The following is a 26,358-nucleotide window of genomic DNA, read 5'->3' as shown; positions in this document are numbered from 1 at the left end:
TATCCCCGCCCATCCGTGCCCTCCCCTTCTGCCGATTTCGACTACGAAGCCACCCTGGCCGCCTGCGCCGGAGGTCGGCACAGCGCCCTGCACGCCCTTTACGAGCAGGAAGGCCCGCGCCTGCTCGGGGTGGTGCAACGTATCGTGCGCGACCGGGCTCTGGCCGAGGACATCGTGCACGACGCCTGCGTGAATATCTGGACGCGGGCCTCCACTTTCGACCCGGCACGGGGCTCGGCCCGCGGATGGATCTACAGCGTGGCCCGCAACCTGGCCCTCAACGCCGTGCGCGACGGGCAGCGCGAAGTGGTGGTGGATGAGGACACCGCCACCACCCTGGATGCCCGCGCCTCCCTGGAGGCCTGGCATGACATGGCCGACGCCTTTGCCTGGCAGGCCAGCGCCGGGCGCATTGCCCACTGCCTGGAACAACTGGAACCGGTGCGCCGCAACTGCGTGCTCCACGCTTACGTGGACGGCTTTTCCCATGGCGAGATCGCCCGACGCCTGGACGCGCCCCTGGGCACGGTCAAAGCCTGGATCAAGCGCAGCCTGGCCGCCCTGCGGGAGTGCATGACATGAGCACCCGGAACAGCGCCGGCCTTTCCGCCGACGACCACGAGCTGGCCGGTGAATACGTGCTGGGCACCCTCGACGCCGCCCGGCGCCGGGCCGTGCAGGCGCGTCTCGCCGATGAACCGGCCCTGCAGGCCGCCGTGCTGGCCTGGGAAGACCGCCTGCTGCCCCTGAGCGATCTGGCCGAACCGGCCACGCCCTCGGCCCACTTGTGGCGGCGCATCGAACGCAGCCTGAACGCCCTGGCCCCACGGCCAGCGCCAGCCGCTGCGCCCTGGTGGCGCAACTGGCACAGCCTGTCCCTATGGCGCGGCCTGGCCGCAGGCGGCTTTGCCACCGCCGCCGTGCTGGCCGGCATGCTGGTGATGCGCGAGATGGCGCCGCCCCCGACGACCCGCTTCATGGTGGTGCTGGTGGCCCCCGACGACAAAGCGCCGGGCTGGGTGGTGCAGGCCGGCAGCGCCAGCCGCATCGAGTTGATCCCCCTGGGCAGCGTCGAAGTCCCCGCCGACAAGGCCCTGCAGTTCTGGACCAAGGCCGACGGCTGGAGCGGGCCGGTGTCCCTGGGCCTGGTCACCCCCGGTCAGCGCCTCGAAGTACCCGCCGGCAAGCTGCCTGCCCTGCAGCCCAACCAGCTCTTCGAGCTGACCCTCGAACCCCGCACCGGCTCCCCCACCGGCAAGCCCACCGGGCCCATCCGCTACATCGGCCGGGCGGTAAAGGTGATGTAGGCCCCACAGGCCCAGATTTGTGGGGGGCGACGGACGTCGCCCCTGCCGGAGAGGCCGTATCGCCGCTCAGTCGCCCACGCGCACCACGATCTTGCCGAAGTGGCTGCCGCTCTTCATGTACTCAAGAGCGGCCGGGGCGTCGGCGAAGGCAAACTCCCGGTCGATCACCGGGCGAATGGCGTGGGTCTGGATGGCCGCCAGCATGTCCGCAAACATCGCCCGGCTGCCCACGAAGATGCCCTGGATGCTCGACGCCTTGGGGATCAGCATGACCGGGTTGGCAGCCCCGGCCAGGCCGGTGAGCACGCCGATGTAGGCAATCCGGCCGCCGGTGGCGACGCTCATCAGTGAACGCTCCAGGGTGCCCGGGCCGCCCACTTCCAGCACCACGTCCACACCCTGCCCGCCGGTCAGGCGCAGCACTTCCTCCTGCCATTCCTGATGATGCCGGTAGTTGATGCCATGGTCGGCCCCCAGGGCCTTGGCCCGTTCCAGTTTGGCGTCGTCGCTGGAAGTGATGATGACCTTTGCCCCGGCCGCCTTGGCAAACTGCAGGGCGAAGATGGAGACGCCGCCGGTACCCAGCAGCAGCACGGTCTGGCCGGGCTTGAGGCCGCCGGCTTCGAACAGGGAATTCCACGCGGTGACCGCAGCGCAGGGCAGCGTGGCCGCCTCGGCGTAGCTCAGGCCGTCGGGCAGCTTGATCAGGCCACTCTCGTCCGACACGAAGCGCTCGGTGAAGGCCCCGGCCGACTCGGCCCCGCGGGCATCGGACAGCGCCCGGGCGTCGGGCTTGCCGCTGCGCCAGTGGGGGAAGAAGAGCGTCGCCACCCGGTCACCCACGGCCAGGCCCTGCACCTTGCTGCCCACCGCCACGACTTCGCCGGCACCGTCGGAGCAGGGCACGAGGCCGCCAGGGATGGGCGCGAAGTAGGTGTTGCGGGTCACCAGAATGTCGCGGAAGTTGAGGGACACCGCCTTGATGGCCACCGCCACCTCGGTATCACCGAGGGGTGCCGGCTCGAAACTGGCCAGTTGCAGGGGAGCATCGACCTTGTCGGGGAAAACTTCGTAGCGTCTCATGTGGAGCTCTCTTGTTGTCTGGATAGGAAACGGATTCTGGCACGGCAGGCCCGCGCCGAATACGTGTCTCAGGACGGGACACCCCCTGCGTTGCGCACCCTTTCGGCCACCCCCGCCAGGCGCGTTACCAGCTCCGGGATGTGCGCCGCTACGGTCAGGCCGTAGCCGAGCACCAGGCCGTTGCCCGGTACGGTGCCGGTGTAGTACGCGCTCAGTGGGCGTGGGGCGATGCCCTGCTCCAGGGCCCCTTCGGCCAGGGCCGCGTCGGGCACGGACGACGGCAGACCCAGCACCAGGTGCAGGCCGGCCTGCCCACCGAGGATCGGGCAGGCCTCCCCGAAGCGGGCGTGCAAAGCCGCGCGCAGCACCGCCTGACGCTCGCGGTACACCGGGGCCATGCGCCGCAGGTGACGGGTCAGCTGCCCGCTCTCCAGCAGCCGCGCGAGGGCCCGTTGCTCGACGGCCTGGCCGCCCCGGTAGAGTTTGCGGATGCCCTCACCCAGCCCGGCGGCGGCCCAGCGCGGCACCACCATGTAGGCGATGCGCAGCCCTGGATAGAGCAGCTTGCTGAAAGTGCCGACATAGACCACCGGGGCCTCCGGGCGCAGGCCCTGGATGGCAGGCAGCGGACGGGCACCGGGCTGGGCGTGGTTGAAGTCGCTGTCGTAGTCGTCCTCGATCAGCCAGCCGCCGCTGGCCTCCACCCCGGCCAGCAGGGCCAGACGCCGCTCCAGGCTCAGCACGCTGCCCAGGGGGTACTGGTGGGAGGGCGTGACATACACCAGGCGGGGCGGGGCCGACTGCCACAGCGCCGGTGCCGGGGCCATGCCGTCCTGGTCCACGGCCACGGCCACCGGCATCAGCCCGGCCGCCAGCATGACATTGCGGGCCCCCGGGTAGCAGGGGTTCTCCAGCCACACCGTATCACCGCTGTCGGCCAGCAGCCGGGCGCAGGCATCCAGGGCCACCTGCCCGCCGGCCACGATGAAGACCTGCTCCGGCGTGCACGCCACCCCGCGGCGGGCCGACAGAAAGGCCGCCACCGCCCGGCGCAGCTCCGGCTCGCCCCCCGGCTCGGCATAGGCCAGCTGACGGGCCGTCACCTCGGCCCAAGCCTGGTGCAGCAAGCGTGCCCAGACGGCCCAGGGAAAGGCGTTCAGATCCGGCGCCCCGGGGGCAAAGGGCAGCAGGGCTTCGCTGCGCTTGATGTCCGGCAGTTGGCGCGCCCGGCGCGACAGCATGTGGGCGCCGGCCGGCGGGTGCAGGGCCCCCGCCGCTGCCAGGGGCAGGGCCGCCACCCGGGTACCACCCCGATCTGCCTCGACAAAGCCCTCGGCCAGCAGGAGCTGGTAGGCGAACAGCACGCAGTTGCGCGCCATGTGCAGATCGGCCGCCAGCTGGCGGCTGCCCGGCAGGCGCGTTGCCGACGCCAGGCGCCCGTCAAGGATGGCCGCCTTGAGCAGCCGGTACAGGCGCAGCTGACGCGCCTCGCTGGTGGCAGCCGGATCATCAAGGGCGGAGAGAACGAGGGAGAGGGGCATCTGGCTCCATGAGCAAAGGGTCTGCTGGCCCCATGGATGGTGCCACGCCCCCGCTATGCTGGCACCACTTATTCAGGAGCCCCCATGAACTCATCCGCCCCCAGCCCCCGCACCCAGGTCCACCGCAAACCCCAGCGCGCCCACTACGACGCCGGCACCGTGCACGCCATCATCGACCAGGCCCTGGTGTGCCAGATCGCCTTCAACCAGGGCGGCAGCGTGCACTGCCTGCCCACCGCCTGCTGGCGCGGCGGCGAGCACCTCTACATCCATGGCGCCAACAACTCGCGCCTCACCCAGACCCTGCTCACCGACGACTGCGCCGTGTCCATCACCCACCTGGACGGCCTGGTGCTGGCCCGTTCGGCCTTCCACCACTCCATGAACTACCGCTCGGTGGTGATCTACGGGCGCTTTACCGAGGTGACGGACACCGACGCCAAGGCCGCCGCCTTCCGCAGCTTCGTCGACCACGTCAGCCCCGGTCGCGCCGCCCGCGTGCGCCTCCCCTCCCCCGCCGAGATCGCCGGCACCCGCCTGCTGCGCATCTCCCTGGACGAAGCTGTGGCCAAGATCCGCAACTGGGGCGTGGAGGACTCGGCCGAAGACATGGACATCCCCGTTTGGGCCGGCGTGATGCCCCTGACACTGAACGCCGGGCCGCTGCAGCCAGAGGCGGGATGCGAAGGGCAGGAGGCGCCGCAGAAGCCGGGCTTCATCGGGGCCTGAGCACAGCGCCCACCCGAGCTTTCAGGCGCTGGCCCTGGGGCTAGGGACGGCGGGTGGCATCCACGCTGCGCAACCTGTGCCAGGTGGTGAGTGAAGCCATGCCGGGCGCTAGCCACAGGGACAGCCACAGCCCCGCCAGCACAGCCAGGGCCAGCGCGTTCGGCCCCGAGCGGGTGATGGCATAGATGATCGCCAACGCAATGGCCGTGATGGCGACGCCCAGCACCGCATAGACGATCGCCAACTGGCGCAGGAACACGCGCACAAAGGGCCACAGCGGCACCCCGACCAGGCGCAAGCCCCCCTTGCGGAAGGCAACAAAACAGATGAACGCACACAGGGCCAGAGACGCCGCGGCGATCTGCAGCCAGAACGCCGTCGTCCACTCCGCCCGACCCCGCACGAAGAGCGCCAGGATGACGGAACTGGTGAGCGCACTGGCGGCAAACACGACGCGCAGGGTTTGGGTGGGGGTGTTCATGCGAGGAATCCCGAGTGGCAGGCGGTGTAGTTATAACCGGCAACGCGGGGGCCGTCCTTGATGAGGGTGAAGTCACCCTGGCCGGATCACCCGATGCATGCCTGTGATCGACGCGCGATGGGCGACTGAAGTCGCCCCTACAGGAGAGGCGGTATTGACCGTCAGACGACGCGTCAAACGGAGGAGATTCGATTCATTCGACCTCGACACGCCACACCATCGACATGCCGGTGATCACAAGTCCGCGGTCGAATGAACTCGACCCCACAGGGAGACAGGCAGCGCGGGGCCTGGGCATGGCGTCCTTCCCCGTACGGAGCCTCCCTCCCACCAGGGGAGCTCGTCAGGCCCGCACCCGCGCCTTGGTCGGGTCGTAGTGAGGGAAGGCACACACCGTGGCATCCAGCCGCTTGCGGTGCCCGTCCAGTTGCCCCACCTGCAGCGCGGTCTCCGGGGCCGAGTAGGCCACGTCCACCCGGGCCAGGGCGATCTGGGTGTTGAGCACCGGGGAGCGGACGCTGCTGGTGATTTCCCCGACCTTGGCGCGGCCCAGGTAGATGCCGTCGCCGTGGCTGGCGGCTTCGTTGCCGGCGATGGCGAGGCCGACCAGCTTGCGGCGGGGGTGGGCCTTGCGCTCTTCCAGGGCGGCCTTGCCGATGAAGTCTTCGGGTTTGGAGAGGGCCACGGTGAAGCCGATGCCGGCTTCGAAGGGGTCGGTCTGGTCGCAGAACTCGTGGCCGGCAAAGGCCAGGCCGGCTTCGATGCGCAGCATGTCGAGGGCGTCGAAACCCAGGGGGACGATGCCCAGGGGGGCGCCAGTTTCCATCACCGCGGTCCACACCGCGGCGCCGTCGCGGGGGTGGCACCACAGCTCGAAGCCCAGCTCGCCGGTGTAACCGGTGCGCGACACCACCACCGGGATGCCGGTGGGGCCGCCCAGGCGGGCGGCGGTGAAGCGGAACCAGCCGAGCTCGGCGATGCCGGGCTGAACGGGGGCGGTCCATAGCATGCGGCCGAGCAGTTCGCGGCTCTTCGGGCCTTGCACGGCCAGGTTGTGCAGGGCGTCGGTGGTATCGCGGATGTGCACGTCGTAGCCGGCGGCGGCGGCCTGCTCCTTCAGCCACAGGCCGGTGGTGTCTTCGCCGCAGACGAAGCGGAAGACGTCGCGGCTCATGCGGAACACCGTGCCATCGTCCATCATGCCGCCGTGGGCGTGGCACACGGCGGTGTAGACGATCTGGCCGACGGCAAGCTTGCGCAGGTCGCGGGTCTGCACCTTCTGCAACAGGGCCTCGGCGTCGGGGCCGGATACGTCGAACTTGCGCAGGGCCGACAGGTCCATGACCGCCACTTTCTCGCGGCAAGCCCAGTATTCGGCCAGGGTGCCGTGGCCGACAAAGCTCCGGGGCAACCAGAAGCCCTTGTAGTCGATGAAGTCCCGGGTGAGGGTTTCGGTGACCGGGGCGAAGGCCGTCGGGCGGGTCAGGCGGGCGGGGGAGTCGGGCGTCATGCGGTGGGCCATCGCGCGGGGGAAGGAGTGGTCGGCGGCATAGATGCGCGCCTCGATGTCGGTGGGCTGCCAGGCGTTGGCGGGGTCGATGTCGTCGGCGCAGGACGACACCGCCACCACCAGATCCTTCAAGGCGCGCAGCAGCACGTAGTCGCCGGGCTTCGACCAGGGTTCGGCAAAACCCAGGCTGCCGCAGGGCTGGATGAAGGTGTTGTAGAAGAAGTTGATGGCCGGCCAGCCCACCCGCGGGCGGATGCCGAAGCCCTCCAGCGCCGCGTTGAAGTTGTCGCTGCAGTTGGCGTGGCCGGGAAAGCCCAGATCGTCGTAATACTTGCTGGTGCAGGCCAGGGCGAAGGCGTCGTGGCGGCCGACGGTGTCCTGCACGGTTTCGAGCAGGGGCTGCATGCGGGCGTCGAAGTACTTGGCGTGCAGGCCTGGCCGGGGGTAGGCGGCGCCGGCGAGGCTGCGGGTCACGGTGGGGTCGAGGCCCCATTCGTCGCCAACCTCCAGGGCCGCGGCGTCGAAGGCCAGCAGGTCGGAACACTGCCGCCCCTCCACGTCGATGACCTGGATGAACTGCCCGGCCTTCACCACGAAGGCCCGGGCCGTGGCGGCTGCCACGCGGATCACCGCCAGCGGCTCGGGGAAGACCTGGGCGCAGGTTTGCGGCGCCTCGGCGGCGAGCAGGAAGGGGTCGCCCTCCGGCTCGACGGCATCGGGTGCAGCAGCGAGGGGGCCGGGCAGGATGGCGTTCACGCGCGGGTCTCCTTTTCCATAAGCTGACGGTAGCCGCCGGCGCAGAATACCAGCGGCTCGCCGTCCTGAAAGCGCATCTGGCGCACCTCGGCCACGAAGATGATGTGATCACCGCCCGGGTACTGGGCGAAGGGCATGCATTCGAAAGTAGCCAGGGCGCTGTCGAACACCGGCGCCCCGTGCTCGCCGGTGGCGTAATCCAGGTCGGCCCACTTGTCTCCACCGCCCCAGGCGAAGCGGTTGGAGAGCTCGGACTGACCGGCGTCGAGCACATGAATGGCCAGCGGCCCGCCGGCGGCGAAGGTGTCACAGCAGGCGCTGCTGCGCGCCAGGCTGAAGAGCACCAGCGGCGGGTCGATGGACACGGAGTTGAAGGAGCTCACGGTGGCCCCCACCGGCCGCCCCAGTTCGTCCCAGGTGGTGACGATGGTGACGCCGGTGGGAAACAGGCCGAGGGCCCGGCGGAACAGGCGTCCTTCAAACGGCGCCCGGTGGGCGGGCGCCGCGGCAGACACCGGGGCAGGCTGGCGGAGGGCGGCTTGCATGGCGGGCTCCCGTGCTCAGGCCTGGGCTTCGGCGAGGAGCTTGGTGGCGAAGGCGGCCTTCTCTTCCTTGCTCATCTTCTTCAGCTCATTGTTGAGGACGCGCTGATTGACCGCCTGGTTCCAGTAGTCGAGCACTTCGAAGCCGAGCAGCGCGGCCTTGCCGACGAACTGGCGCAGCACTTCGTTGGTGGGGCCCATCACCCAGCCGGCCTTGCCGTCGCGGAGCAGGCGCTCGATGCCCAGGGCGGGCTTGTAGCCGGTGCCGCCGCAGGCGTGGAGCATCTTGTCCACCACGTGGGTGACGTTCTTGGAGGAGAAGAACTTGACCTGCCACAGCCAGTTGAGGATGCCGGTACGCGGCAGGTGGGCGATCTCCCGATGGGCAGACCAGTCGCAGTTGTTGGTCAGGTCGTCGAGGGCCTTGGCGGCCAGATACACGTAGCTGCGGCTGGCGTTGGTGTCGATCAGGCACTCGCCCACGTAGTCCTGGATGGTGGGGTAGTCGGCCACGCGCATGCCCACGTCGTTGTGCACCTTGCGGGTGGTGTGGTTCTTGGTGATGTCCATGGCGGCCAGGCAGATGCCGTTCCAGCAGGCCGAGGAGCACACCAGGAAGAAGGGGTCCACCACCTCGTCGTTGGACTTGGCGCCGTCGCCCACCGGGCCGACCAGGGCGTCCGGGGCGATCTCCACGCCATCCACCGAAATCGGGCCTGACTGGTTGCCGCGCATGCCGAGGCCGTCCCAGTTGGCGGGGTCGGCCTTGATCTGGTCCTTGGTGACCAGGAAGCAGGACAGGTCGGAGTAGTCGCCGCCGAAGTCCGGCGAGGTGGTCTGGATGATGTACCAGTCGGCAAAGCCGCCGGAGGTGGTCCAGGAAGCCTTCTTGAAGACCTTCCAGCCGCCGTCGGTGCGCTCGGCGCGGGACGACATGGGGTACCAGAAGTGGGAGCCGGTCTCCGGGTCGGAGTAGGACAGGGTGCCGATCAGCACGTCCTTGTCCACGCGGCGCAGGATGTCCTTGAGGCGCTCGTTGTCGTGGTGGCGCAAGAGGGCCGCGGCACAGGCGCCCAGGTGCATGGTGTAGCACATGGCGGTGGAGGGGCAGCCGTAGCGGGCGATGGTCTCCACCACCATGGCGGCGCACAGGTGGCTCTCACCGCGGCCGCCCAGATCCTTCGGCACGGTCAGGCTCATCAGGCCCATGGCGGCCAGGGCTTCGAAGTTCTTGCGGGGGTACACATAGCCCTTGTCGCTCTCGATGGCGTTGGGGCGCAGGGTGGTTTCGCACAGGGCGATCAGGTCGGCCTGCAGGGCCTTCTGCTCGGCGCTGAGCAGCCACTGGGGGCTCCATTCGGAGCCGATACCGACGGGGGTCATTTGGGTGATGGCGTTCATGGTGATGTCCTTTACGTGAGTGTTTGAGAAGACAGGTTCGTTAAATTCAGATCGGGTGAAGCGGGTTCGGGCCGTACCCCGTGGGGTCGAATTCATTCGACCTCCCCTCGCCAGATGACTGGCAGGCCGGTGATCGAAGTCCGCGGTCGAGTGAATTCGACCCCACAGGAGACTCAGCCCAGCGTGCTGACCCCGGCCTCGGTGCCCACCGGCAGTTCGCGGCCGTCGTCGTGGCGGGCCAGCCATTCCAGGGCGGCGGGCAGGTAGCGGGTGAGGCCCTTGTATTCGACGAGCTGGGGCGGCAGGGTGGACAGCACCCGGTGCAGGCGGGCGCCCCACTTGGGCACCCGGGCCAGGTCGTCGAGGGAGGCGAGATAGCAGCGGATCGGGAACAGGATTGCGTTGCTGCGGGGCAGGCGCCACAGGGTTTGCAGCTCCACCCGCAGGTGCACTTTGCGGCCGGCGTTGTCGGGGGTCACGCTGGCCCGGTCAGTGCCCCATTCGGGGAAGCTCTCGGGCGAGGTGTCGAGGCGCGGGTTGATGGTCATGGTCCAGTTGAGGCGGCGCACCGGCTGGCCCAGGCGCAGCATCAGCAGGTATTTGAGGGCGCGCTCGAAGACGCCGGTCTGGTGGGCCAGGGGCACCGGGCCGTGCCACTCCATGAAGCTCATGCCCACGTCGAACTCCAGGGACCAGTCGGCCTGGGAGGTGACCATGCCGGCATCCATGTAGAGGTTGTCGTCGCGCTGGTCGCAGATGGCGAAGTCACCCTGGGCCTGGCGGGTGATGTATTCGAAGGGCTCGCAGGGCAGCGTGGCGGCGTCGCCGAAGATGAAGCTCTGCTCGATGCCCAGGGGCCGGTTGGTCCAGGTCCAGCGGCTGCCGAAGTCATCGCCCTCCTTGACCAGAGAGAAATGCTCCGGGTAGTCGGCCGACAGATTCTCCATCAGCAGCTCCAGGGTGTCCCACTGGGCCAGCATCATGTGGGGCAGCACCTGGCAGCGGCCGGGGTCGCGCTCCAGGGTGATGGCCCGGTCGCGGCATTCGGCGATGTAGTGCTCATCCACGTCGAAGGGGCGCAGGAAGACGTCGCTCGGGCCGCTGCGCACATGGGGCTCGATGTTGACGCTGTACATGTACTTGTCTTCCGGGAAGGGGAAGGGAAAGCGCAGGATGGCGGCGTCGCTGTTGCGGTAGCTGTAGTCGCCGCGGAAGGTTTCTTCGGGCTTGAAAGCGATGCTCATGTCGGTCTCCTGTAGGGGCGACTTCAGTCGCCCGCGGGGGTGGGTTGGGCGACGGAAGTCGCCCCTACAGCGGTTTCACAAATCCAGGACCAACCGCCCTGCCCTGGCCCGCGAGACGCAGGGCATGATCAGGCGGCCGGCGGCACGTTCTTCGGCGGACAGAAAGTGGTCGCGGTGCTCGGCCTCCCCTTCCAGCAGAGGGGTGACGCATACGCCGCAGGCACCGCCCCGGCACAGGCAGGGGGCGGCCACGCCGGCACGCTCGATGGCGTCGAGCAGGCTTTCGTCCTCGGCCACGTCCACTTCGATGCCCGAGCGGGCCAGGAAGGCACGGAAGGGGTCGCCACCAGACAGGGCCGAGCCGAAGTGCTCGCAATGCACATGGCTGGCGGGCCAGCCGGCCGCGGCGGCGGCTGCCATCACTTCGTCGTTCATGGCCGCCGGGCCACACACGTAGAGGTGGGTGCCCGCCGGCTGGCTGGCCAGCAGGGCCGGGATGTCCAGGCGGTGCCCGTCGGCGTCCCAGTGGAAGGCAACGGCCGGGCTGTTGCCCAGCCAGGGGCCGAAGACATCCTTCTCGCCTTCCCGGCAACACACGTGCAGGGCATGGCCGGCGCCGGTGAAGCCGAACTCGGCCAGGTAGGACAGGAAGGGCGTTATGCCGATGCCGCCGGCAATCATCAGGTGGTGGCGGGCGATGCGCACCGGCGCAAAGAGGTTGCCCGGCCAGCCGGCCACCAGGCGGTCGCCAACCTTGATCTGTTCGTGGATGAAGGCCGAACCACCGCGGGAAGTGGGCACCCGGCGCACGATGATCTCCCAGGCATCCCGGGCTCCGGGCCGGCTGACCAGGGAGTAGGCGTTGCGCCAGGTGCGCGCCGCGCCTTCCAGCACAAACTGGACGTGGGCACCGGCCGCCGCCGGGGGCAGCTTGCCGCCGTCGGCCGCCACCAGGCGCAGGTGACGCAGGCCGGGGGCGATGTCGGTCACCGCCGCCACCTGCAACAGGAGGGTGTCGCCGATCATGCGAAGACCTCCTCGATGGCCGGAACCTCGCCAGGCGCTTCGGTATCCACCATCACACCCATGAAGGCGCCCAGGCGGCGGGAGAAGTGGTCGCGCACCAGCAGGTGGCGGCCACAGCCGGCACAGGGCACCACGTTGGTGGTGACCGGCTCGGTGAAGCCGTGGCAGTGGGTGCACCACACCCGGCGCTGCAGGCTGCCCGCATGACACAGCCGGATCTGGTCGGGGCCGAAGCCGACGATGGCCGCGGCGGTGGCCACCGACCACAGAAAGGGCTCGGTGCCCTGCACATACAGCCGGTCGCCGATGCCGTAGCCCCGGGTGGCACAGGCCAGGGCGTCCACCACGTCGGCCACCGCGGGCAGGTGCCAGGGCTTGCCGAGGCCGGGCACGGCCTGCGCCTCGCCCACCAGCCAGGTGTGCAGCTTTGCCGCCACCGGGGCGAAGGCATCGGCCAGGCTGGCCAGCCCGCCGGGCTGCAGGGTGGCCGTCTCGATCACCAGCAGGTGGCCGGCGGCGGAGAGGTCGGGCTCCAGGGCCCGGTAGACCGGGCGGCTCTTGATGTCGGAGTGCAGCATCGCGAGCCTCCTCAGAGCACGGCCATGGCGTGGGCGATGGCGATCAGCGCCGCACCGCCGGCCAGGGTCAGGTAAGGCAGGATGCCGGCGCGGGTGCCAACGCCCGCTTCGCTGCCCAGGTGCATGTCTTCCTGCATCGCGGCGGGGAATTCACCCTTGTCGACGATGTAGTGACGGTAGAAGAACACCGGCAGGATCATCGCCGCCGCCAGCAGGCCGGTGGCCAGGGTGCCCGCGCCCCAGATGTCGGCGCCCATGCCCATCAGCGCCAGATTGACGAAGGCCAGCACGGTGCCGATGGCGATCAGCCAGGTGGGCGCCTTGAAGGGGCGCGGCCAGCTCGGGCGGTCGATCCGGTGGATCCAGGCGGCGTTGAGGTTGAGGAAGTTGAAGAGGATGTAGCAGACGTTGGAAATGGCCAGCACGAAGACGTAGTCGGACATCAGCAGCAGGATCAGGTTGAAGCCCAGGTCGGTCCACATGGCCGGGATCGGCGCACCGTTGGCATTCACATGGGACAGATACTTGGGCAGCCAGCCATCCACCGAGGCCTGGTACAGGGTGCGCGAGGAACCCGCCATGGAGGTCATGATGGACAGCACCAGGGCCAGCACCAGCATGGCCATCAGCACATGCTCAATCAGCGGGCCACCACCCAGCATGTGGGCCATGGCCTGGGCCACACCCATGCCGCTGTAGATGTCCGGCGACAGGATGCCGTCATAAACCGCCGGAGTGACCACATTGCCGGCGGCATCCAGCACCGCGGGCGTGACCAGCTGGCCAAGGCCCAAGCTGCCCTGGAAGGCGAGGGGCACCACCGTGAACACGAAGATGCACAGCAGGCCCGAATACAGGATGGCCTTGAAGGTGTCGGTGCGCGGGTTGCGGAACTCGCGGGTGTAGCACACCGCCGTTTCGAAGCCGTAGGTGGACCAGGCCGCCATGAACAGGCCGCCGGCGATCAGGGTCAGCCCGGCCATGTCCCAGGCGCCGTCGATCACCGCACCGCCGGCGTCCTTGGCCAGGGGGTAGAGGGGCGTCAGGTTGGCGGAGGGCACATCCCCCGAGAGCAGCGGCCACAGGCCGATCAGCATCAGCGGCGCCAGCGCGGCAACCCCCAGCACCATCTGCATGCGCGCCGCCTGCAGGATGCCCCGGTGCTGGATGGCAAAGGCCGCCAGCAGCACCGCCGCCCCCAGCACGAAGGTCGCGTTGATGCGCAGGGACAGCCCTGCCTTGATGCCGGAGAGGTCCAGCAGGGTGATCTGCCAGGTGTTGATGGCTGCATCCGGCGCAAACAGGATGGACAGGATGTAGCCCGCCGCCAGCCCCGAGCCGATGGCCAGCACCGGCGACCAGGCCAGCCAGTTGCACCACACCGACAGGGGCGCCAGCATCTTGCTGTAGCGCACCCAGGCCACCGCCCCATACACCGACGCACCGCCCGATTTGTGCGGAAAGAGGCCAGCGATCTCAGCGTAGGAAAAGGACTGCAGGAAGCCGAAGGCGATGGAAATGATCCACACCGCCCAGGAGGGCTTGCCCACCGTGGCGGCGATGGAGCCGATGGAAAAAAGGACCAGGGCCGGAACCCCGCTGGCCACCCAGAAGGCGCCCGCCCAGCCGATCTTGCGATGGAGCGTCGCGCTGGCGCCGCCGCTCCCGATGCCGCTTGCCACGGCATCCACTGTCGTCGTGTTCATCTGCGTTCTCCTCAAGGTCGAATAAAAACCACACCGCCAATAGCGATATGGCTGCACTGTCCGCCGCCGGGCCGTGGCGAACAATTCGACTTTGGGAGTAGGTCGCAGGGGGAATTGAGGGAGCTCGCGGGTGCGCGTGAAATGGCCTCACCCCAACACCCAGAGGCACCTCCAATGAAAACCGCACTTCGGACAGTGAGAACCGGCCTGCTGATCGGCCTGCCCGCCCTCGTCGCCCCCGCCTTCGCGGAAGAAGCCCCGGCCGCCGCGCCGGAGCTCACCACCAACATCGGCCTGGTTTCGGAATACGTGTTCCGCGGCATCCGCCAGACCTGGGGCAACCCGGCCATCCAGGGCGGCGTGGACTACGCCCACGCCTCCGGCTTCTATGCCGGCGCCTGGATGTCCAACACCAGCGCCAACCTCTACGCCAACGCCAATGTGGAGATCGACCTCTACGGCGGCTACCGGGGCGCGGTGGGTGACTTCAGCTACGACGTGGGCCTGCTGCAGTTCATCTTCCCGAAGGCCAACTACGACAAGATCACCCCCGCCGGCAGCTACGCCAGCAAGACCTACGACACCACCGAGCTCTATCTGTCGGGGACCTGGCAGTGGCTGAACGTCAAGTACTCCCGCGCCCTCACCGACGTGGGCTACTTTGGCTTCACCAGCAACAACGCCGGCTTCGGCGCCTTCCCCAACAAGCCGAACGCGGGCGTCACCGGCAAGGACACCACCGGCTCCTGGTACATCGAGGCGAACATCGCCTACGAATTCCTCCCCACCTGGACCGCCACCCTCCACGCCGGCCGCCAGACCATCGCCAACTCCAAGGGCCTGGACTACAGCGACTACAAGGTGGGCGTGACCAAGACCCTGCCCGGCGCCTGGACCCTCGGCCTGGCCTACACCACCACCGTCGGCGCCGACTACTGGAAGAACTACCCCAGCGTGGCCGGCAATGGCACCACCAAGGACATGAACGCCGGGACGTGGATCGCCTCGGTGAATCGGGTGTTCTGATTCAAGCTTTCTCCCAGCAAGGTTGGCACCTGCGGCGGCCCCCGGAAACGGGGGCCGATTTTTGTGGACGCGGCCCGTAATCAAGCGCCTCGCTGCAGGCACCCCAGGCTCTTCCAGTCGGGGCGACTTGAGCCATCCGCGGACTTCGATCAAGGGCATGCCGGTGATCGACGTGTGGTGGGCGACTGAAGTCGCCCACCACACGTCGCGCCCACAGATCTCCGCTGCGGCTGTCCCGGGACGGCAGCAGCGGGCCGGAAGGCGCATTTACATCTTCAGGTTGAGGGACAGATAGGCCGACCGCCCCGGCCCCGGCGAATACATGGGCTGCTCGCTGCCCGCCGGCCAGAAGAAGTTGTCGTACCAGACGTACTCATACTTGCGGTCGGTCAGGTTCTTCAACTGCAGATCCAGGCTGGCGGCCTTCGTCAGGGCGTAGCGCACGGAAGTATCGAAGAGCACGAAGCCGCCGTGTTTGCCCTTGGCGTTCAGGTCGTCGATGTAATAGCTCCCCTGGGCGCGCCCCTGGAGGCTGAACCGCCACTTTTCGGTGGCCTGGTATTCGGCGCCGACGTTGGAGATGTAGCGCGGCGTCGAGAAGACCTCCTTCCCGGCGAGGGACACACCGCCGGCGGTGAAGGCGCGCTGCACCGTGGCCTCCTGCAGGGAGTGGGAGAGCCACAGCCGGAGCGACTCGCTGACCCGGCCGCTAACCTGGAAGTCCACCCCTTTCCGCCGCGTCTGCCCAAGGCCGACGGTGGTGCCGGTGCTCGGCATGTTGGCCACTTCGTCGGTGGCGTCCTGCTGCCACACGGCCACCCGGACTTCCGTGTCGGCAAGGGGCTTGAGCTTGACCCCGATCTCCTTGCCGGTGTTGATGGACGGCCTGAACTCGGCCTGGCCTGCGGTGAGGTAGGCCGGCGCCCGCGAACCGGTGAGGATCTGGAAGCTTCGGCCCCAGTTGGCATAGATGCTGGCCGCGGGCGTCATGCCATACACCACACTGAACTTGGGCTGGCTGATCCAGCCGTAGTCCTGCAGCGGTGCCGTGACCCCGGTGGAGTGGAGTTCGGTGCGACCGGAGAACTTGTCGGCGCGAAAGCCGGGGATGATCTTCAGGGAGTCGATGGGTTTGATGACGGCCTGCACATAGGCCCCCAGGTTGCGCAGGGTGTAGCTGTCATCGTTCGAGGTGGAGGCCGGCGTGGAAAAGTCGGTGGGGCTGGCGTACGCGTAGCGATAGCGCCGGTAGCGGTTATCCTGGTGCTCCACGTTGACGCCACCATCGATCACCAGGGCGTCGCTGGCACGCCAGGTCAGGGTGCTCATCAGGCCGGTCTGGTCCTCATCCCACATGCGGCGCTGGCGGGGGGCGGAACCCGCCGGATTGCTGGTGAAGGTCACCTTGCGGTCATCCGCGTAGGTGTTGAAGTAGAGCTTGGTGCTGAGGGCGGTGGCGGGGTTGATCTGCCAGTCGAGGTGGGCGCTGATGTGCTTCATGTCCCGGTCGTCGCCATCCCGGGCGTTCTTCGCCGGAGACTGGCTGCGGCTGGCGGCCATCTCGCGGGCGGTCAGAAAGCCCGCCTCCTCCGCCTGATGGCTGTAGGCCCGCACGATCACGCCGGCGGTGAGGTCGGCGCCAGCCGGGGTGTAGAACCACTTGGCGCTCGCCGAGTACTTCTCCGATTCGGAGTGGTCCCGGTGGCCATCGGAATCCTGCTTGGCGAAAAAGTAGCTCTGGGACCAGCCGTCAGACTCCCGCCCCAGCGCCACCTGCAGCTCCCGGGTATTGAAGCTGCCAACGCTGAGGCGGCCGTCGGTGTAGTTGCCGCCCTGGCGGGTCACGAGATTGATGTTGCCGCCGATGTTGTGCAGGCCATAACGCGGGTCGTTGGTCCCCCGCACGACTTCGATGTACTCGATGTCGAGGGGGAAGATCATGTCGATGAAGCGCTGGTTGCCGCTATTGACGTTGCTGGGGATGCCGTCGATAAGCACCTTGATGCCGTTGATGTAACCCTCGCCATTGAAGGCCCGGAAGGTCGCCTTGCCCGACTCGGCGCCCATGCGGGTTTCAGTGAGCTGGATGCCGGGCATCTGCCCGATCAGCTCCCAACTGTTCATGACGTTTTTGTCCTGCACCTTGTCGCCGCCGAGGATATCGACGGAACTCAGGATGCTCTGGGTCGGCAGAGGGCCGCTGGCCTGGCTGCGGACGGCGACCTCGCCGAGCACGATGGCCGAGTCGCTGTCGGGTGCGGCAGCATGGCCTGGGGAATACAGGGACGACAGGGCGGATGACACCGCCAGTGACAGCAGTTTCGTTTTCATGAGCGCAAACTTTCTCCTGGGCAAAGGCTGCCCGATGATCGACACCCTCTCCCCCCGGCATGCCGATAGGCGGCAGGGCGATGAGGAAAGGGCGGGTACTGGAAGGACGGATCAGGAGAAAGACGCGGGTGGGGCGCGGGGGGCCGGTATCAGCCAGGGGGTCCGCCCGGCGGGTGCACGCAAGGCCAGGGGGAAGATGAATGCCCCGTACCCCGCCACCGCCTTGAAACCGGGGATGTCGGCCGTTGGCAGCAGGGGCTGGGCCAGGTGCAGGCACAGGGGGCAGTGGTCGGCGTGGGTGCGCGGCGCGGTCGGGCAGGGATCGTCCGCGCCCCATGGCAAGGGGGAGCCCCCAGCCGGGACGCAGTCGGCCACCGGACCATCACCGCCCCCATGGAGGTGCAGGTAGGCGTGGGACACCGGCAGCAGCGTGGCCGCCAGCATGGCCAGCACGATGAGGCAGGCGAGCGGGAATCTCCGCACACCGGAGATCGACCTTCCGAGGCCCTTCAGGGGGGCGGAAAGGCGCTGCTTCATCTCAGAAATAACTCGCCCAGCCCGCGCCACTGCGCTGCTTCACGCCCGCAAACCAGCGGCACGGCAGGTAGAGGACCACCAGCGCAGCCCCGGCCACCACCCAGATCGGCCACACCTCGACAAAGCCATAGCGATCGCCCTGGGTGCGCCCCAGCACCGCCATGAAAATCAGGTAGAGCAGGTGCAGCCCAAAGATGTGCAGCAGGTAGAAGAACAGCGGAACGCGGCCGAAGCAGGCCAGCACATTCCACGCCCGGCTGCGTTCGAGCAGGCTCAGGGCCAGCATGCCGACGCCCAGCGTGAGCAGCAGGAAAAGCAGCGAGGGCGGGTACTTCGTGACGTTCAGGAAGGACATCGCCGTCGCGAGACCCGTCCCCCCCTCCACCCAGGCACGGTCGCCATAGACGTTGAGAAAGCGCAGCAGGAAGAACCCGGCCAGGGCCCCTGCACCCATCAGCGCCAGGTAGCGCTGGCGCTGCTCGGGCAGCACCTCCGACCGGTACAGCGAACCCGCCGCATGGCCAAGGAGGATCACGCCGATCCAGGGCAGCACCGGGTAGGACGTGCGGACACGCAGACCCTCGCCCAGGGCGATCATGCTCCGGTCGTGGAGGATCGCCCAGGGCACATGGGCCGCGCTGCCCACCGCAAAATGGACGCTGTCGAGCAGGTTGTGCCCGCCGATGATCAGCAGCCCCAGGGCCACCTGCCCCCGCACCGGGAGCCACAACAGGGCCGCCAGGGCCAGCATGGAGAGCCCGATGGCCCAGATCACCTGCAGGTAGAGGATCGTCGGCGGAAAGGTGAAGCTCCACGCGAAACTGACCAGCGTCAGTTCAAGGGCAATCATCAGCAGGCCGCGCTTTGCCAGGTAGGCCGCCGTGCCCTGCCGCGTCGCCCCTTCGCGGCTGCCATGAAACCAGGCCCCGAGCCCGGTCAGGAAGACAAACACCGGGGCACAGAAATGGCTTGCCAGCCGGGTGAAGAACAGCTCCGGCGACGTCTCGCCGACCACCATCGGGTCGGCCACCTGCCTGTGCAGGAAGAAGAACTCACGAACATGATCCACCAGCATCAGGGCCATCACGAGCCCGCGCAGGGTATCAATGGCGCTGATGCGATGGGACCGAGTAACACTATGCATGCAAGCCCAGACTGAAGATTCCCGCGCAGCGCCAACGCAGCGCTGTCTCGCGGCGCGGAAAGTGACCCGAAAACCGGGGGGCAGGCATTCTAACCCATGCCAAATGCCGAGCCGCAGGACAAGCATGCCGCCCGCCAAGCACTGGCGCCCATAGCAGGTTGAAGGGCAAAGACGCTTTTCTGTTTAATGGATATGTAAAGCAGAAAAACACATAAGCAGGCCGCCCGGCGCATCTTGGCGGCAAGATAAAGCGCTTCCGCGGCGCCTGCGCCCCGCTGCGGAACCCTTCGAGCCCTCCGCCATGTCCGTCCGCCCGCCCTTCTGCCGCCCCCGCCTCTCGGCCATCCGCCTTCGCCCGGGCCCAGCCGGTCTCCACCCCTCACGCCCCAGCGCGGCGGCCCTGGCCCACTGCGTCGAGCCGCACCGCCACGCCCTCTTCGTCCGGCGCCCCGCGCGCCCGGCCGACGCCCGTCCAGGCTTCGATCCTTGGGCACCGCACCCCCTCGCACCGCGACTGCGGAAGGCTGCCGGCAAGACCCGCATCGGACGCCTGCTCCGCCACGGCACCCGGTGGATCACCCGACTGCACCCGACCGCCGAGCACATGAACCTGGTGATCGCATCCCTGATCCGGATTCTTGCCCTCTTGATCGCACTCGGGCTCCATGGGGTGATCGCGCTGACCGCCCTGGGATAAGGACGGCGCGGCCCCGGGGGCGTCTCAATCGCCAAGGCGATTGACCTGAATCGCGGCATCCACAATCATCGGGTTCCCCTCCCCGAATCCTGCCCAGGAGCCCCCGATGACTCTCCCCGCCCATCAGCTCAGCATGACCGTGCTGATGACCCCCGACATGGCCAACTTTTCCGGCAACGTGCATGGCGGCGCCATTCTCAAGCTCCTCGACCAGGTGGCCTATGCCTGTGGCGCGCGCTATGCCGGCTGCTACGTGGTCACCCTCTCCGTCGACCAGGTGATGTTCCGCCAGCCCATCCACGTGGGCGAGCTGGTGACCTTCATGGCCTCGGTGAATTACACCGGCAACTCCTCCATGGAGATCGGCGTCAAGGTGATTGCCGAAGACATCCGTACCCAGGTGGTCCGCCACGCCAACAGCTGCTTCTTCACCATGGTGGCGGTGGACGAGGACCGCAAGCCGGTCAGCGTACCGCCCCTGCGCCCCTTCACCCCCGACGAAAAGCGCCGCCATCAGGCAGCGCTGGCCCGCAAGGAGCTGCGGCGGGAGCTGGAGCAACGCTACGAGGCCCTGCGCGAAGGCCCTGCCAGCGACGGCGCCTGAGTCCGCCGCCCCCCCTGCCGATGCAAGGATCCGCTGTCCGCAAAGGCCATCCGTGGCACCATGCCGTCGTCACTCCAACAGCCTATCCAGGAAGCTCCCCATGACCACGATCACCCGCCCCATCCGCCTTGCCCACCTGACCCTAGCCACCCTGGCTGCGCTGCCCCTCGCCGCCGCAGCCAATAACACCGTGCAGCCCGGCGGCTGGGAGATGAAGGCCGTCATCACCGCCCGCGAGAACCCGGGCACGCCGCCCAAGACCCTCACCGAATCCACGACCAAAGTCTGTCTGACCAAAGCCTTTCTGGCCAAAGACCCCTACCTCACCCCTGGCATCGATCAGGACAAGATGGAGAAGAAGGGAGCCAAGTGCAGCATCTCCGACCCCAAGCGCGCGGAAAATGCCGCATCGTGGAAGATGAACTGCGTGATGGCCGACGGCAATTCGGTGGACATGCAGATCAACAACACCGTGGCACCGCGCAAAATGAAGTCCGAGATCCGGCAGATGGTGCACAAGGGCGGCCAGGATCTCGAGATGCAGATCATCATGAACTCCACCTACATCGGTGAGTGCACCAAGGACATGATGACCCTGTAGGCGAGGGACAACTCCCCGCTACGGCAAGGTGGAAGGCGCCTCACCCCGCGGGGTCGAATTCATCCTGCCTCCCTCCGTTCAACGCGTCGCCTGACCGTCGATCGTGCCTCTTCCGCAGGGGCGACGGAAATCGACGCTTCCAGGCCTGCCGGGGAGATCCAGGGTGGCAACAGCCGGGGGAGTACGGGCAATGATCTGGCCGCCCCGCAGCACCAGCAGGCGGGGGGCGCGCAGGCGCAGGGCTTCGATGAGGTCGCCGGCCTGGAGCACCACCAGATCGGCGCGGCAGCCGGGGGCGATGCCGTAGCCCTGTAGCCCGAGGATGCGCGCCGGGGTCTCGGTGACGGCCGCGAAGCAGGCACGCATGCCGTCCTGGCCGGTCATCTGGGCCACGTGCAGGCCCATGGCGGCCACCTCCAGCATGTCGCCGCTGCCCAGGGAATACCACGGGTCCATCACGCAGTCGTGGCCGAAGGCCACCGGCACGCCGGCCGCCAGCAGCTCGGGCACCCGGGTCATGCCACGGCGCTTGGGGTAGGTATCGTGGCGGCCCTGCAGGGTGATGTTGATGAGGGGGTTGGCGATGGCAGCCACGCCGGCCTCGGCGATCAGGGGCAGCAGCTTGGAGACGTAGTAGTTGTCCATGGAATGCATGGAGGTGAGGTGAGAACCCGCCACCCTCCCCTGCAGCCCCAGGCGCCGGGTATGGAAGGCCAGGGTCTCGATGTGCCGCGACAGCGGGTCGTCGGACTCGTCGCAGTGCATGTCCACCGGCAGGCCGAGTTCGGCCGCCAGCTCGCACAGGATGCGCACCGACTCGGCACCGTCGGCCATGGTGCGCTCGAAGTGCGGAATGCCGCCCACCACATCCACACCCATGGCGAGGGCGCGTTTGAGATTGTCCAGCGCCCCGGGCGCCCGCAGCACACCGTCCTGGGGAAAGGCCACCAGCTGCAGGTCGATATAGGGGCGCACCTTCTCCTTCACGTGCAGCAGGGCCTCCACCGCCAGCAGGCGCGGGTCGCACACGTCCACGTGGCTGCGGATGGCCAGCAGGCCTTTGGCCACGGCCCAGTCGCAATAGGCCAGGGCGCGCTCCACCAGGGCCTCCTGGGTGAGCAGGGGTTTCAGCTCGCCCCACAGGGCGATGCCCTCCAGCAGGGTACCGCTCTGATTGACCCGCGGCAGCCCGTAGGACAGCGTGGCGTCCATATGGAAATGGGCATCCACGAAGGGCGGAGTGACCAGTTGCCCGGCCACGTCGATGACTTCGCCGGCTGTGGCCGCCAGCCCCGCCTCCACGGCCACGATGCGGCCGTCGCGGATACCGATGTCGATGCCGGCGCGGCCATCGGGCAGGGTGCACTGGCGCAGGATCAGGTCGAACACGGCGTCATTCCTCGCTGTGTGATTGGATCAAAGCCCGCAGCCGCGCAGCACCAGGGCCTGCACGTGGGCCGTGGCACGCCGGTAATCATCGGGCCCCAGCGCCGTGCGGCCGAGCACGGCACACACCTGGGTCTCGAAATCGGCGTAGGTCTGGGTCAGCGCCCACAGGCTGATGAAGAGATGCACCGGGTCCACCGGGGCCATGCGCCCTTCGGCAATCCAGCCCTCGATCACCTGGGCCTTGTCGGCCACCAGGGCGCGCAGCTCGCCGCGCAGATAGTCGCCGATCTCGGGGGCGCCGTGGAGGAGCTCGTTGGCAAACACCCGGGAGGCATCGGGGCGCTCGGCGCTGAGGCGCATCTTGGCCGCAATGTAATGGCCCAGGGCCTCGCGGGGGTCGGCGTCGGGGGTGATGCTGTCGGTCTCGGCCAGCCACAGGCGCAGGATGTGGCCGAGCACGGCGCGGTAGACCTCGGCCTTGGTGCCGAAGTAGTAATGCAGGTTGGACTTGGGCAGGCCGGCGCGCAGGGCGATCTCGGCCATGGTGGCGCCCTGGAAGCCGGCCCGGGCGAACACCTGCTCGGCGGCCTGGAGGATGGCGCCCTCCTGCTGCTGGCGGATGCGCCCGCCCCGCCCGTCCTCCCGCGGCACAGGCGCCGCTGCCGTCATTTGGTGCCGAAGATGCGGTCTCCCGCATCGCCCAGGCCGGGCACGATGTAGCCGTGCTCGTTGAGGTGGCTGTCCACCGCACCGGTGGTGATGGGCACATCCGGATGGGCCGCCTGGAGGGCGGCGATGCCCTCGGGCGCCGCCAGCAGGCACACGAACTTGAGGCTGGAGACGCCCGCCTCCTTGAGCCGCGACAGGGCCGCGCCGGCCGAGTTGCCGGTGGCCAGCATGGGGTCAACAACGATCACCAGGCGGTCTTCCACATCCTCGGGCAGCTTGAAGTAGTACTCGATGGCCTCCAGGGTTTCCGGGTCGCGGTACAGGCCGATGTGCCCCACCCGGGCGCCGGGCAGCAGATCGATCATGCCGTCGAGCATGCCGTTGCCGGCCCGCAGGATGGACACCAGACACAGCTTCTTGCCGCTGATCACCGGCACCTCGCAATCCGCCACCGGGGTGGTGACCTTGATCATCTCGGTGGGCAGGTCGCGGGTCACCTCGTAGGCCAGCATGGCGGCGATCTCCCGCACCAGACGGCGGAAGTTGTCGGTGGTGGTGTCGGCACTGCGGGCCATGGACAGTTTGTGCTGCAGCAGGGGGTGGTCGATGACAGTGAGGGGGGCGGTCATGGTGTCCTCCGGCACGTAGGGTTTCTAAAAGACAGTACCGTCGCTGACGATGTGGAGCGGAGGCCCACCCCCGGGGCGGCGCTGGGCGGCGATACGCCGGCCAGCCGACCAGGTGCCCCCTTCCAGCACCCGGGCCAGGGGAAAGGCCTCGGCACTCACTCCCAGCTCATCGCGCACGGCATCGGCGAGGCGGTCGAGGCCGATCACCGTGAGCGCCCGCCATTCGACGATGGAAGGGGCATCCACCGTCCACGGGTGGGTCCAGAAACGTTGGTCCCGAGGCTGGATCAGCTTGAAGTCCAGCAGCAGGCCGCCGTTGCGGTATTCCGGCAGGCCGGTCAGCTCGTCCAGGCCGGTAATGCTCAGGCCGGCGGCCTCCAGGGGTTCGAGCAGGGAATAGGTGAGCCACTGGGTGAGCTTGTGGAAGGGCAGCAGGCCGTCTTCCGGCCCTGGGTGGCCCCAACAGTCGCCCAGGGACACCCCTTTCAGGGTCAGGCGGCCGGGCCAGACGGGGCCCAGGGCGCGCAGCAGGGTTTCGAGGATGAAGGACGCCGCCACCCGCCCGCCCATGGCGTGAGCACGCAGATAGTCCACCAGCCCGCCGGCCCGGCCTGGCGTGCCGAACACTGCCGGCGTGGCGGCCATCACCGCGCCGAGGCGCTGCAGCAGGGCCAGGCGACCGTCCAGCCCGACCAGCGGGTTGGACGGGCCGACCTGGAAGGCATCGGCCAGGGTCTGCGGTGCCAGATTGATCAGGGCGCTGGCGTCGCAGCGCAGGGGCCGGGCTGCATCGGCCGACAGGGCACCCCCGGCAAACAGCGCCAGGCTGGCCACGCCGAGGCCCTCCGAGCGGCTCAGGCGCTGGCCGCTGTCTGCGTCCCGGTAGTGCCAGTCGGGGCCGGCGCCGGCATCCAGCAGCACGCTGGGGATCACCAGGTCCACCGCCACCCGGGCCGCCTCGATGGGGTCACCGGCCAGGCCGGCGCGGGCCAGCAGGGCGCCCCAGCGGTCTACCCCGCCGGCCTCGAAATGGCGCCAGCGGGCATGGTAGGGCACGTTCAGATCCGGGTAGTTGAGGCGGATGGTGTGAGCCACGTACTCGGCACACAAGGGCAGGCACTCGGCGTGCCAGGTGAAAAACGGCGAGCGCCCGGACTCCACCTGGGCCATCACGATGCTGCAGCGGCTGCGCACCGCCCGCGCCGTGAGCAGGCCGGCTGCCGGGTGCCCGGCAGGCACCGGGGTGTGCCAGCCGGGGGCGGGGCGCTCGGTCAAAACATTCATGCGTGAAGCTCCCTGCCCTTGGCAAGGGCCAGTTCGGCGGCGCTGGGGGGCGCCACCGGGGTAAAGTAGCCGGCCGCCGTCTTGGCGTCCATCTCGACACGGGCATCGGCCGGAATCAGTTCATCGGGGATCGCCACCTGCTCGACCACGGCAATGCCCGCCGCCGTCAGGGCGCCATGCTTCATGTTGCTCATGGAGGCCCAGCGGTCGATGCGGGTGATGCCGAGCCAGTGGAACACATCGGGCATCAGCTCCTGGAAGCGCATGTCCTGAACACCGGCCACGCATTCGGTACGCTCGAAATAGGTTTCGGCCCGGTCGCCGCCATACTGGCGTTTGCGCGCGTTATATACCAGGAACTTGGTCACCTCGCCCAGCGCACGCCCTTCCTTGCGGTTGTAGATTACCAGCCCCACGCCGCCCTGCTGGGCCATCTCGACGCAAACCTCGATGCCATGGGCCAGGTAGGGCCGGCAGGTACAGATGTCCGAACCGAACACGTCCGAGCCATTGCACTCGTCGTGCACCCGGCAGGCGATGCGGGTATCGGGGTGGCCTAGCAGGCTCACATCGCCGAAAAAATACAGGGTCATGCCACCGATGGGCGGCAGAAAGACCTTCAGGTCCGGGCGGGTCACCAGCTCGGGGAACATGCCTCCGGTCTGCTCGAAGAGGGCCCGGCGCAGGGCCGGCTCGGCAATGCCGAAACGCGCCGCCACCCCGGGCAGGTACCACACCGGGTCGATGGCCGCCTTGGTCACCCGCACGTCGCCGTTGGCCTCCAGGATGTCGCCATCCGGCACCACGCGCCCGGCCTCGATGGCGTCGCGCAGCTCGGGCATGTTGATGTGGGCGGTGGTGATGGCGATGGTCGGGCGGATGTCCATGCCCGCAGCGATCTCCGCCGCAAACTCGTGGGCCACCCGGTGCCCCCACGGGTCCAGGGACACGATGCGCCCCGGATCGCCCCACTGGGGATGGGGGCCGATGGCCGCCGCCGGCACGGTGTTGGTCAGGTCGGGGCGGTGATCGCGCTGCAGGTTGCCGGCCGCCACGGCCAGTGCCCGGTACACCGCATAAGAGCCCGAGTGGGTGCCGATCACGTTGCGCATGGCCGGCTCGGCAAGCCCGGCCACCAGCGGCCCCCGCACCCGGGCACTGGCCGCCCCCCAATCAACCGCCGGGGCCTGCCGGCTGCCGGTACCCCGGGGATGGGAAGTCAGAACGATGTGGGACGCCATGGCTCGCTCCTGAAAAACCTGACCATATGGTCAATTTTTTACAAGCGAGTTCCATGCCACAGAGAACCCCCTGTAAAACCGCGGAAATCACGGCCGGCGCATGCACTGCCGTGACACACCATGCGCCGGAATGGTGCGGAACGATGAGGCAAGGCGCAGCCTGGGAGGGCTGCCTCCCGTGGGGTCGAATTCATTCGTATATGGACTCCTCCCGTTTTGCCAGCGCGAATGTTGGATAACAAGGGGGGATCGATTGCTCACGTATATCCGGCCTCGTTGTTGGGCGTAGTGGCCCGGGCCAT

Annotated in this window: 25 protein-coding genes; 7 read left to right on the top strand and 18 right to left on the bottom strand. The window is 68.3% G+C overall.

The window, feature by feature from the left end; translation table 11 throughout:
- Positions 1-15: 15 nt before the first annotated feature.
- Entirely contained in the window at positions 16-582 is a 567-nt protein-coding gene (locus PHI64_RS15760) for a sigma-70 family RNA polymerase sigma factor (RefSeq protein WP_299884535.1), read from the top strand.
- Positions 579-1,307: an anti-sigma factor gene (locus tag PHI64_RS15755; protein ID WP_299884532.1), complete on the top strand. Its 729-nt coding sequence runs from the start codon at positions 579-581 to the stop codon at positions 1,305-1,307. Before PHI64_RS15760 ends, PHI64_RS15755 begins: the two co-directional genes overlap by 4 nt.
- A 66-nt stretch (positions 1,308-1,373) precedes the next feature.
- On the opposite strand, the gene PHI64_RS15750 is transcribed toward PHI64_RS15755, so the two are convergent.
- Together PHI64_RS15750 and PHI64_RS15745 are read right to left on the bottom strand one after the other, a co-directional pair.
- Complete coding sequence (locus PHI64_RS15750; RefSeq protein ID WP_299884529.1) at positions 1,374-2,390, bottom strand: NAD(P)-dependent alcohol dehydrogenase; 1,017 nt, start codon at positions 2,388-2,390, stop codon at positions 1,374-1,376.
- 68 nt (positions 2,391-2,458) lie between these two features.
- Positions 2,459-3,931 (bottom strand): PLP-dependent aminotransferase family protein, encoded by a 1,473-nt coding sequence (locus PHI64_RS15745; RefSeq protein ID WP_299884526.1) that lies wholly within the window; start codon positions 3,929-3,931, stop codon positions 2,459-2,461.
- Between the two features lie 84 nt (positions 3,932-4,015).
- Here PHI64_RS15745 and PHI64_RS15740 point away from each other — a divergent pair, with 84 nt between their 5' ends.
- Entirely contained in the window at positions 4,016-4,660 is a 645-nt protein-coding gene (locus tag PHI64_RS15740) for a pyridoxamine 5'-phosphate oxidase family protein (RefSeq protein ID WP_299884523.1), read from the top strand.
- A 40-nt stretch (positions 4,661-4,700) separates the two neighbouring features.
- Here the strand turns inward: PHI64_RS15740 and PHI64_RS15735 are convergent, their stop codons facing one another.
- From PHI64_RS15735 to PHI64_RS15700, 8 genes are all read right to left on the bottom strand, one after another.
- Positions 4,701-5,141, bottom strand: a complete 441-nt coding sequence (locus PHI64_RS15735) for a hypothetical protein (RefSeq protein WP_299884520.1) — start codon at positions 5,139-5,141, stop codon at positions 4,701-4,703.
- A 343-nt stretch (positions 5,142-5,484) separates the two neighbouring features.
- Positions 5,485-7,407, bottom strand: coding sequence for a DUF1989 domain-containing protein (locus tag PHI64_RS15730; RefSeq protein ID WP_299884517.1), 1,923 nt, complete (start codon positions 7,405-7,407; stop codon positions 5,485-5,487).
- Positions 7,404-7,952 (bottom strand): flavin reductase family protein, encoded by a 549-nt coding sequence (locus PHI64_RS15725; protein WP_299884514.1) that lies wholly within the window; start codon positions 7,950-7,952, stop codon positions 7,404-7,406. The genes PHI64_RS15730 and PHI64_RS15725 overlap by 4 nt, the downstream gene beginning before the upstream one ends.
- A 15-nt stretch (positions 7,953-7,967) precedes the next feature.
- Positions 7,968-9,350, bottom strand: a complete 1,383-nt coding sequence (locus tag PHI64_RS15720) for an acyl-CoA dehydrogenase family protein (RefSeq protein WP_299884512.1) — start codon at positions 9,348-9,350, stop codon at positions 7,968-7,970.
- A 173-nt stretch (positions 9,351-9,523) separates the two neighbouring features.
- A complete protein-coding gene (locus PHI64_RS15715) occupies positions 9,524-10,594 on the bottom strand; it encodes a DUF3445 domain-containing protein (RefSeq protein WP_299884509.1) in 1,071 nt (356 codons plus the stop codon).
- A 75-nt stretch (positions 10,595-10,669) separates the two neighbouring features.
- On the bottom strand, positions 10,670-11,620 hold the full coding sequence (locus PHI64_RS15710; protein WP_299884506.1) for a PDR/VanB family oxidoreductase: 951 nt from the start codon (positions 11,618-11,620) through the stop codon (positions 10,670-10,672).
- Positions 11,617-12,198 carry a dimethylamine monooxygenase subunit DmmA family protein gene (locus tag PHI64_RS15705; RefSeq protein WP_299884503.1) on the bottom strand — a complete coding sequence of 194 codons (582 nt, stop codon included), beginning with the start codon at positions 12,196-12,198 and terminating at the stop codon, positions 11,617-11,619. Before PHI64_RS15705 ends, PHI64_RS15710 begins: the two co-directional genes overlap by 4 nt.
- An 11-nt stretch (positions 12,199-12,209) precedes the next feature.
- A complete protein-coding gene (locus PHI64_RS15700; RefSeq protein WP_299884500.1) occupies positions 12,210-13,904 on the bottom strand; it encodes an APC family permease in 1,695 nt (564 codons plus the stop codon).
- Positions 13,905-14,078: 174 nt separating this feature from the next.
- Between PHI64_RS15700 and PHI64_RS15695 the strand changes: the two genes are divergently transcribed.
- A complete protein-coding gene (locus PHI64_RS15695) occupies positions 14,079-14,930 on the top strand; it encodes a TorF family putative porin (protein ID WP_299884497.1) in 852 nt (283 codons plus the stop codon).
- Between the two features lie 267 nt (positions 14,931-15,197).
- On the opposite strand, the gene PHI64_RS15690 is transcribed toward PHI64_RS15695, so the two are convergent.
- From PHI64_RS15690 to PHI64_RS15680, 3 genes are all read right to left on the bottom strand, one after another.
- Positions 15,198-17,261 carry a TonB-dependent receptor gene (locus tag PHI64_RS15690; RefSeq protein WP_299884494.1) on the bottom strand — a complete coding sequence of 688 codons (2,064 nt, stop codon included), beginning with the start codon at positions 17,259-17,261 and terminating at the stop codon, positions 15,198-15,200.
- Between the two features lie 111 nt (positions 17,262-17,372).
- Complete coding sequence (locus PHI64_RS15685; protein WP_299884491.1) at positions 17,373-17,798, bottom strand: hypothetical protein; 426 nt, start codon at positions 17,796-17,798, stop codon at positions 17,373-17,375.
- A 1-nt stretch (position 17,799) separates the two neighbouring features.
- A complete protein-coding gene (locus tag PHI64_RS15680; RefSeq protein ID WP_299884488.1) occupies positions 17,800-18,942 on the bottom strand; it encodes a heparan-alpha-glucosaminide N-acetyltransferase domain-containing protein in 1,143 nt (380 codons plus the stop codon).
- A gap of 301 nt (positions 18,943-19,243) precedes the next feature.
- On the opposite strand from PHI64_RS15680, the gene PHI64_RS15675 reads away from it, so the two are divergent.
- The 3 genes from PHI64_RS15675 (at position 19,244) to PHI64_RS15665 (ending at position 20,844) form a co-directional block, all read left to right on the top strand.
- Positions 19,244-19,639: a hypothetical protein gene (locus PHI64_RS15675; protein ID WP_299884485.1), complete on the top strand. Its 396-nt coding sequence runs from the start codon at positions 19,244-19,246 to the stop codon at positions 19,637-19,639.
- A 106-nt stretch (positions 19,640-19,745) separates the two neighbouring features.
- Entirely contained in the window at positions 19,746-20,243 is a 498-nt protein-coding gene (locus PHI64_RS15670) for an acyl-CoA thioesterase (protein WP_299884482.1), read from the top strand.
- Positions 20,244-20,343: 100 nt separating this feature from the next.
- On the top strand, positions 20,344-20,844 hold the full coding sequence (locus tag PHI64_RS15665; RefSeq protein ID WP_299884479.1) for a DUF3617 family protein: 501 nt from the start codon (positions 20,344-20,346) through the stop codon (positions 20,842-20,844).
- Positions 20,845-20,922: 78 nt separating this feature from the next.
- Here the strand turns inward: PHI64_RS15665 and PHI64_RS15660 are convergent, their stop codons facing one another.
- From PHI64_RS15660 to PHI64_RS15640, 5 genes are read right to left on the bottom strand one after another with little or no spacing between them, the layout of a single operon-like run.
- Entirely contained in the window at positions 20,923-22,233 is a 1,311-nt protein-coding gene (locus PHI64_RS15660) for an amidohydrolase family protein (protein ID WP_299884476.1), read from the bottom strand.
- Positions 22,234-22,260: 27 nt separating this feature from the next.
- Entirely contained in the window at positions 22,261-22,902 is a 642-nt protein-coding gene (locus tag PHI64_RS15655) for a TetR/AcrR family transcriptional regulator (protein ID WP_299884474.1), read from the bottom strand.
- Positions 22,899-23,531: a uracil phosphoribosyltransferase gene (gene upp / locus PHI64_RS15650; RefSeq protein ID WP_299884471.1), complete on the bottom strand. Its 633-nt coding sequence runs from the start codon at positions 23,529-23,531 to the stop codon at positions 22,899-22,901. Before upp ends, PHI64_RS15655 begins: the two co-directional genes overlap by 4 nt.
- Positions 23,532-23,555: 24 nt before the next feature.
- Positions 23,556-24,815, bottom strand: coding sequence for a URC4/urg3 family protein (locus PHI64_RS15645; protein ID WP_299884468.1), 1,260 nt, complete (start codon positions 24,813-24,815; stop codon positions 23,556-23,558).
- Complete coding sequence (locus PHI64_RS15640) at positions 24,812-26,056, bottom strand: GTP cyclohydrolase II (RefSeq protein ID WP_299884465.1); 1,245 nt, start codon at positions 26,054-26,056, stop codon at positions 24,812-24,814. Before PHI64_RS15640 ends, PHI64_RS15645 begins: the two co-directional genes overlap by 4 nt.
- Positions 26,057-26,358 lie beyond the last annotated feature (302 nt).

Source organism: Zoogloea sp., assembly GCF_028689785.1.
Classification (GTDB): domain Bacteria; phylum Pseudomonadota; class Gammaproteobacteria; order Burkholderiales; family Rhodocyclaceae; genus Zoogloea.
Note: the sequence above shows the minus strand (reverse complement) of the source record. Positions and strands in the feature narration are given on the sequence as shown.